Raw genomic sequence first — 8554 nt, forward strand, 5'->3', positions numbered from 1 at the left:
AAAGCAGATTTGGTAAATTCGGCACTTCCTCCTTGATGTTTTTTCTTAAAGTTAGGATACTTAGTACGACCAGCAAAGAAATTGGTAAAAGCTGTTTGTAAATGTCTTAACCCTTGTTGTAAAGGTACACAACTAACTTCATTGAGAAAGTCTAATTCTTCTTGCTTTTTCCAATCGGTTAGCATTGAAGAAGTTTCAGTATATCCTACTCTTTCTTGTCTTTCGTACCAAGCTTGTGTTCTGAGATGGAGTGCCTTATTGTAAACTAATCTTACACAGCCCAAAGTGCGCCGCAATAGCGACTCTTGTTCGGGTGTGGGGTAAAATCGAAACGAGTAGGCTTTTTCCATGTCTCACATTTTAGCATATATTTGGTAAATGCGCTAATATTTAACAGTAAAGCCAACCTAGAACGACGGGGTTTCAGACCCAAAATTTTCGATGATCCTCAATCAAACCAAGAATTCCGGTGCAAATGTTGAAAACCCTGCACATCAGTTAAATTGTATTGTAGGGGCGTGATGGTGATAAAATTCTCGCCAATAGCGCGCACATCCGTAGGCACTTCCGGGGGTAAATGGGTATAGTCCGGTTGTTCGATATCTTCGACTACTTCCCCAATTAACCAGTAATAACTTTTACCCCTAGGATCCAGTCTTTTCTCGAAGGTTTCTTCGTAGCGTCGCAATCCTTGCCTAGTGATTTTCACCCCCTTGATTTCGCCACTACTAACCGGCGGGACGTTAACATTGAGTAAAGTGGGAATAGGAAAAGGGTTAAGGGCAACCTTCCTGACTAAAGTGAGGGCAAAATCGGCGGCCGGTTGGAAATCACAGGCTTTAAAACTAGCCAGACTAAAAGCAATACTGGGAATACCCTCGATTAAGCCCTCCAGGGCTGCGGAAACCGTGCCAGAATAGAGGATATCGGTGCCGAGATTAGACCCGTGGTTAATGCCAGCTAAAACTAAATCGGGACGCTCTTTCAGGACGGCACTAAGGGCAAATTTCACCGAATCGGCGGGAGTTCCCGAGCAGGACCAAGCAATCACATCGGGATGAAAAATTCCTTCCACCTGTTCGGCCCGGATGGGATGGTGTAAGGTTAAGCCATGACCGGTAGCAGAGCGCTCGCCGTCGGGACAAACTACGGTGACTTGATGGCCCGCAGTAGCGAGGGTGTTAGCGAGGGTGCGGACTCCTAGGGCGGAAATGCCGTCATCGTTACTGATCAGTAGTTTTAAAGGGCGATCGCTAGTCATAGGAATTTCTGATCTACTGCATCGGCTAGTGGTATAATATAATAGTATTTTATTGTGGGTACGTAGCTCAGAGGATAGAGCACCAGGTTCCGGTCCTGGGTGTCGGGGGTTCGACTCCCTCCGTACTCGTTCAGACATCAGGAGTCAGTATTCAGGAGACATCTCCAGAAATCAGGCTAGAAGCCTGATCTACTGGGCTAAAATCTTGATTATTGGAGATGTCTATTAGTCCACAGTGCGACGAATTTGCAGACAACACCATTCTTGACGTTTCCACAGGGCAGCCACTGTCCAGCCTTGGGGTTCTAAAATATCTGTAACTGCTTGTGCTTGGGTGACGAGGATGCCGCTTAAAATTCCCCAAGTGGTGGGTTTTGCCAGACGGGTGATTTCGGGCATTAAAGCGATAATTGTCTCGGCTAAAATATTACAAACGATGCCATCGACACCATCGGGAATTAATTCTAATAACTCCTCGACACTACCCTGATTAATAGCTAAATTTTCGGGGTTAATTCGGTTGAGATGGCGATTACTGTGCGTCGCGTTCACCGCCAGCGGATCTGTGTCAACAGCATAAACTTTTTTGGCTCCTAATAAAATCGCTCCGATCGCCAGTATGCCAGAACCACAACCGATATCAGCGATAATTTTATTCTCTGGATTGCTACTTAAACGCATTTCTAGGGATTCTAGACATAATTGGGTGGTGGGGTGCGTTCCCGTGCCAAAAGCGGAACCGGGGTCAATTTTAATCACCAATCTCTGGTTATTTTCGGGGAGATTTAACCAAGCAGGACAGATCAAAAAGCGATCGCCGATCTCGCTAATTTGCCAATGTTGTTTCCAACTGCTGGCCCAGTCTTCCTCGTCTATTAACTGCCAATTGGTGACAGGTTCGGGAAAACCTAAAATCAAAGCATCCTGCTTTAACCAGAGGCTTAGTGCCTCTAAATCGGGCAATTGCGCTTTAATTTCCGGTATATAGGCCTTAATCTCTAAAGAGGATTGTTTTTTAGCCGTGGCCGTTCCCGAACAGCCAAAATTTTCCAGTCTCCAGAAAACCGTTTCTTCGAGACTAGGTTCGCACAAAACCGTAATTTCCCACCAACTATTAGACATATATTCAGTTATCCGTGATCAGGGATCAGTTATCAAATTTGAGTTTTCAGTCAACAGTATTAAGTGGCAAGTTCGGAGCTTTCTTTTCACTTATTACTGTTTACTGATTACTGTTTACTGATAACTGATTTAATCTAGAGTTTTACCGTGTAAGCATCACGGATACCGGGGACTTTAGTAATTTCCGAGAGAAGACCTTCTGGTAGAGGATCATCGAGACTCAGGGCCATAACTGCGTCACCGCGAATAATTTTGCGTCCTACCTGCATACTGGCGATATTGACATTAAAACTGCCTAAAAGTGCGCCAATTTTGCCGATAATACCGGGCATATCTTGGTGAAGGGTGAATAACATATGATTACTCGGTGGCACGTTAATTGGGAACTCATCGAGGTCAGTAATGCGGATTTCTCCCGTACTTAACAGCGCCCCAGTAACGGAATGGGTCCCCATAGAACCATTAGCTTCCAAATGAATCGATCCCGAATAGTCGCGGGTGGAAGCATCCCGGGTTTCGATTACCCGGATACCGCGTTCCTTAGCTTCGATCGCCGCATTAACATAGTTTACCCGTTCCCGGAGGGCTTGGGAAAGTAAACCCTTAATTGCCGCTACCACCAGAGGTTGACTGTCTTTAGTGGCCAATTCTCCCTGTAAACGGACATTTAACGAGTCACAGCGACCTCCTGCCAACTGACTGACGAGATTCCCCATAGTTTCCGCTAATTGCAGGTAAGGGCGCAGTTTTTCCATAACATCAGGAGTTAGTCCGGGGATATTAACGGCCGAACGCGCTGGCAAACCGAGGAGGACATCGCGAATTTGTTCGGCCACATCAATAGCCACATTAACCTGTGCTTCCGTAGTCGATGCGCCTAGGTGGGGAGTGAGGATGACGTTAGATAATTCTCTTAATCTAGATTCGCCTAAAGGTTCCTGTTCAAATACGTCCAAGGCTGCCCCAGCGATTCTACCGGATTCGAGGGCTTCAATTAAAGCCAACTCGTCGATAATGCCGCCTCTGGAACAGTTAATGATGCGGACCGTGGGTTTCATCTTAGGGAGGGTTTCCCGACCGATGAGATGCTGGGTTTCGGGAGTTTTCGGGACGTGGAGGGTGATAAAATCGGACTCGGCAAAGAGTAGTTCCAGATCCACCAGGGTGCAACCGAGTTGATCGGCGCGTTCTTTGGAAATAAAGGGATCGTAGGCGAGAATTTTCATGCCTAGGGATCTGGCAACGGCGGCGACGTGGGAGCCAATTTTACCTAAACCAACGACTCCTAGGTTCTTTTTATAAACTTCTGTGCCGATAAAGCGATTTCTTTCCCATTTATTCGCTTTTACCGACTGATTGGCATCAGGAATATGACGGGAGAGGGATAACATCATGGCCAAGGCGTGTTCGGCAGCGGCGATCGTGTTACCTTCGGGAGAGTTAACGACAATAATACCCTGACGAGTGGCCGCGGGAACATCGATATTATCGACTCCTACCCCTGCGCGGCCGATAATTTGCAGTTTGCTGCCCGCTTCGACGATTTCTTTGGTGACGCGGGTACTGGAACGGAGCATCAGTGCGTCGTATTCGGGGATAATTTGAATGATTTCCTCGGCGGATAGTCCTGTTTTCACGTCCACTTGGGCAACCTGTGACAGAATTTCTACTCCTACCGGATCGATCGAATCGGATACCAGAACTTTGGCCATAATCTTTATAACGTGCTTTTTTCAGTCTACGGGCAAATGCTAGACCAATATTCGGGTCTAGCCGCAATAGCCCATTTTAGAAGCAAAGGGTGCAGTCTATGGCAAAATTAGCGAAAAGATTTTAGGTTGTCCTTCTCATTGTCGTCCATGGTGTTGATTTCAGCCTCTTGCCGTTGTCATACTAAATCCTGTTTAAAAAGTATAGGAGAGAAGGGATGGGGGATGGGGGATAGGGGATGGGGGATAGGGGATAGGGGATAGGGGGGAAACAATCCATAAATGGGTTTTTAAAGTTAGATCGGCAGTTAATCACAGGATTAAAAACGGATTTAGTGTCACTGAGATATTGCTAATTTAATCACGGTGGCGATCGAGTTTTGCGCTTCTTTTTCTAAAGCTTTTTCTAGGGCTGCCATTGCTTCTGTTTGAAAATTTCTAAGTAGCTGGTTTTAATTAAATTAAAAATGGATTTTAGGTTCGATCCCCCCTGCCCCCCTTGATAAGGGGGGTGCCGATAGGCGGGGGGATCACCCTTAATAAGAGAGGCATCTGATAATTTTTAACGCCTACCTACTTAGGCTCTACCGAACCTGTCATGCAAAACTATCAACAACTCATGCCTGTAAAGCTTGTACAATAGGGCTTTGAGTTTTTGTTAGATTGATATTTATCAACTTTAGAGCATTGCTGGACAGAGAGGGAGCTTGGGGAATTTTCTACAGTGTAAGTTCGGAAGAACCCCTACTTATGATGTTTAAATAGTAGAGAAAAAGCCAAAAACCTCCGTTATACTTAACGGAGGCTGGTTAATTAATTAACAATTTTCGGCTACAATTTCGCCCCACATTCAGGACAGAATTTATTATTCCAACTGTTAACCGCGCCACAACTGGGACAATCGAGCATTTCACAACCCTTGGTGACAATTTTCGGTAAACCAATCATACGGGCATTACTTTGGCCAGGGGCGACCATGGGATAACAATTTTCGTCTTTAGTCACGATCGCATTGACCAAAACTGGACCATCATGGGCCAACATTTCGGCAATTTTTGCGGCTAATTCCTCTCGATGGCGAATAGTAATGCCTTTAATGCCGTAAGCTTGGGCTAACAGTTCCACATCTGGCATTCCCACTTCCATATTGGAATTAGAATAACGTTGCCCATAGAAAGCTTCTTGCCATTGACGTACCATACCCTGCCAACCATTATTAATAATAATCGTCTTGGCATGAATATTAAATTGACTTAGGGTGCCTAATTCCTGTAGATTCATTTGGAAACTGGAATCACCACTAATACAAATGACCTCCTCATCGGGAATGGCCACCTTGGCCCCCATAGCAGCGGGTAAACCAAAACCCATCGTCCCCAATCCCGCGCTGGAAATCCAACGTCGGGGTCCATTTTTGAGGAATTGGGCCGCCCACATCTGATGCTGGCCCACATCGGTGGTATAGTAGGCGTGGGGTGCTTGACGACCCACCTCAACGATCACTTCTTGGGGGGAAAGTCTGCCTTCCGGTCGAGGTACTTGCAGGGGATAATCTTGTCGCCAGCGCTCAATCTTGGCTAACCAAGCTTGGGTGCGATCGGAATTAGTGGGATAATCAAATTCTCTGGCTTTTTGGAGTATTTGTTCTAAAACTACCCGCACATCCCCGACAATCGGCACGTCAGGGGCGCGATTTTTGCCCACTTCGGCGGGGTCTATATCCACATGGATTACCTTAGCTTTCGAGGCGAATTCGTCCAATTTCCCGGTTACTCGGTCATCAAAACGAGCGCCGACGGCAATTAATAAATCACACTCGGTCACGGCAAAATTAGCGTAGGCAGTGCCGTGCATTCCTAACATTCCCACTGAGAGGGGATGATGTTCATCAAAAGCACCGATACCCATTAACGTGGTGGTGACGGGTAACTGAAAACGCTCGGCAAACTCGGCAATTTGGGCGTGGGCGTTCGCCGCAATCGCACCGCCACCAACGTACAGTAAAGGTTTTTCGGCGGTTTCCAAGAGGTGTAAAGCGGCCTCGATTTGACGGCGATTGCCCTTAACCGTGGGACGATAACCGGTTAGTTTCACATCTCCCGGTTCGACGGGGATATAATCGCATGGTTCTAAACCGACATCTTTGGGAATATCGACTAAAACCGGTCCTGGTCGTCCTGTACTGGCGATATGGAAGGCTTCAGCGACGATTCTCGCTACTTCGCGGGCATTTCTCGCCACATAGGAATGTTTAACAATCGGGAGAGTAATACCATAGATATCGGTTTCTTGGAAAGCATCGGAACCGATGGCCGCCCTACTCACCTGACCGGTGATAATCACCATCGGGATGGAGTCCATGTGTGCGTTAGCGATGCCTGTCACCAAATTGGTCGCCCCGGGGCCGGAAGTGCCGAAACAGACTCCCACTTTGCCGGTGGCCCTAGCGTAGGCATCGGCGGCATGGGCGGCCGCTTGTTCGTGGCGCACTAAAATATGTTGTAATTCTCCCCGTTCTTCAAAGCGGTAGAGTTCGTCATAGATGGGTAGGATCGCACCACCGGGATAACCGAAGATGTGCTTAACACCATGACGTTTGAGACTGTCCATCAAGGCATAAGCACCAGAACAACGCTGGGGAACCGTTGTTAAAGAGTCATTGGGCTTGGGAAGTGATGAAACCACAGGGCAAACCGTCCAATTTCTAACTAGAGGGATAATTGCAATTCTGTTGCCTAGGATGCAACTGGAAAAATAGCAAAATTGATAACCTTATACTTTTAGTGTATTCCATCTCACCTTTTTGGCCGCAGTTTTTTTTCTTTTTGCATCTTACCCATGCAATATCTGGGGAAGTGGGGAAGTGGGGATAAGATGATAAATATTGGTGATTTCACCTGATCTTGACTTAGCCCGGTAGTTTTATGAATAGTCTTTTGATTACGGCTACGGATACCGATGCGGGTAAAACCGTTGTCACCACTGCTTTAGTGGCTTATTGGCAAAAATACTATCCATCCAAGGCCCTGGGGTTGATGAAATTAATGCAAACGGGTCAAGGCGATCGAGAATGGTATGAGGGTTTATTTCAGGGTCAATTAGAAATGATCACACCGCTGCAATATCAAGCACCCTTAGCGCCTCCTGTGGCTGCTGATTTGGAAGGTCGAGGTATTCCTTTAGGGACAGTGTGGCAAGCTCTGCTGAACCTACAAAAAAGCCAAGATTTGGTTTTAATTGAGGGTTTAGGGGGTTTAGGTTGTCCTGTCACCCACGAGCTAACTGTGGCGGATTTAGCCGCTCAATGGCGGTTAAAAACTCTTTTAGTGGTGCCGGTGAAATTGGGAGCGATTTCCCAAACGGTGGCTAATATTGCCCTAGCAGAGCAGAAAAAGGTGAATTTGGGCGGAATTATCCTTAATTGTCTCGAACCGCGCACTGAGACGGAAATAGAGCAGTTAACACCGATCGATTTAATTCAATCCTTGACTAATTGTCCAGTTTTAGGTGTTTTTCCCTTTATCGAAGATCGTCGGGATTTGGATAAATTGGCCTCGGTGGTAGCTAGTTGGCCAGAAATTAAGCTGTCAAGCATTTAAATTGCTTGGGACAGACGAGGCAAAAGGCAAAAGGCAAGAGGCAAAACGGAGGATAAATTAGGGTAAGTCCAGATATTCTTGTTCTGTTAGTGCAAATTCTGGATCAATGATTTTTACCTCATTATATGTCAGTTGATAGAGTTTGTAAACTAAGTGATCAATCTGCTTTTCTAATTCGCTTGTATCAGCAGTAGGATCGTCTTTTTTAGCGGCGAGAATTTTGTTGACAAGTGCAGTGATGTCGATATATTCGTGCTTATATTTAGGAACTGGAAAAGTTGATAGAGTTTTAGTATTTATTTTTGGAAAAGCAGTTCTGTCTAAATTTACATTTTGAGACTTTAGCACAGATACACAAAGCTTAGAACAAATAATTGCTAAATAAAATTTAACATTTAGCGTGTTATTTTTGGGCTTTAATGTAATAACATCTGTGTTACAGATTATCGTATCATCTACACAAGTTGCATCTAATGTTTTTCTTGAAAAAATTCTTTGAATTAATATTCTTTCACCTTCAAATATTGAAATCGAGCGTGGTGCGGCTAAATTTTCTCCATACTTTACATAGTAGCTATCAGTTTTAAGTCTGTATCTTTGGATATCCCTAGCTCGTAATAATTGAATATAACTATTATCTATTTTTAATTCAGATTCATAAATTCTATTTTTAGCATCATTTTTAGTTTGAGGAGGATTTCCTTTTCCTATCTCATATAACTTTGGGCTCTTCGGTAATTGTTATGCAAATAATTAACTTAAAATAAAATTCGATGAGAGTGCCTACGCCTAAAAGTAGCTGAAATCTATACAGGGAGACACTTACGGCACAAATAGGTTAATACCAAAAGATAGACAATTGA

7 protein-coding genes and 1 tRNA gene are annotated in these 8554 nt (G+C 45.1%); 2 read left to right on the plus strand and 6 right to left on the minus strand.

Annotation, left to right across the window (positions count from 1 at the left end):
- Together IM479_RS18240 and surE are read right to left on the minus strand one after the other, a co-directional pair.
- The coding region (locus tag IM479_RS18240; RefSeq protein ID WP_287687532.1) for an RNA-guided endonuclease InsQ/TnpB family protein at positions 1 to 350 on the minus strand (350 nt) is incomplete at its 3' end.
- Between the two features lie 98 nt (positions 351 to 448).
- On the minus strand, positions 449 to 1261 hold the full coding sequence (gene surE, locus IM479_RS18245; protein ID WP_286824867.1) for a 5'/3'-nucleotidase SurE: 813 nt from the start codon (positions 1259 to 1261) through the stop codon (positions 449 to 451).
- Positions 1262 to 1317: 56 nt separating this feature from the next.
- On the opposite strand from surE, the gene IM479_RS18250 reads away from it, so the two are divergent.
- A tRNA-Arg gene (locus tag IM479_RS18250) sits at positions 1318 to 1390 on the plus strand.
- Between the two features lie 96 nt (positions 1391 to 1486).
- Here the strand turns inward: IM479_RS18250 and prmA are convergent.
- The 3 genes from prmA to ilvB all read right to left on the minus strand — a co-directional run bounded on the left by prmA (position 1487) and on the right by ilvB (position 6777).
- The gene (prmA, locus tag IM479_RS18255) at positions 1487 to 2383 is read right to left on the minus strand and encodes a 50S ribosomal protein L11 methyltransferase (RefSeq protein ID WP_286824866.1); all 897 of its coding nucleotides are present in this window, start codon (positions 2381 to 2383) and stop codon (positions 1487 to 1489) included.
- Between the two features lie 134 nt (positions 2384 to 2517).
- Positions 2518 to 4095 (minus strand): phosphoglycerate dehydrogenase, encoded by a 1578-nt coding sequence (gene serA, locus IM479_RS18260; RefSeq protein ID WP_287687535.1) that lies wholly within the window; start codon positions 4093 to 4095, stop codon positions 2518 to 2520.
- An 828-nt stretch (positions 4096 to 4923) separates the two neighbouring features.
- Positions 4924 to 6777 carry a biosynthetic-type acetolactate synthase large subunit gene (gene ilvB / locus IM479_RS18265; RefSeq protein WP_287687537.1) on the minus strand — a complete coding sequence of 618 codons (1854 nt, stop codon included), beginning with the start codon at positions 6775 to 6777 and terminating at the stop codon, positions 4924 to 4926.
- A 239-nt stretch (positions 6778 to 7016) separates the two neighbouring features.
- On the opposite strand from ilvB, the gene bioD reads away from it, so the two are divergent.
- Positions 7017 to 7691: a dethiobiotin synthase gene (gene bioD / locus IM479_RS18270; protein WP_287687539.1), complete on the plus strand. Its 675-nt coding sequence runs from the start codon at positions 7017 to 7019 to the stop codon at positions 7689 to 7691.
- Between the two features lie 57 nt (positions 7692 to 7748).
- Here the strand turns inward: bioD and IM479_RS18275 are convergent, their stop codons facing one another.
- Positions 7749 to 8402: a TaqI-like C-terminal specificity domain-containing protein gene (locus tag IM479_RS18275; RefSeq protein ID WP_353737588.1), complete on the minus strand. Its 654-nt coding sequence runs from the start codon at positions 8400 to 8402 to the stop codon at positions 7749 to 7751.
- Positions 8403 to 8554 lie beyond the last annotated feature (152 nt).

The organism is Microcystis sp. M165S2 (assembly GCF_020245885.1).
GTDB lineage: Bacteria > Cyanobacteriota > Cyanobacteriia > Cyanobacteriales > Microcystaceae > Microcystis.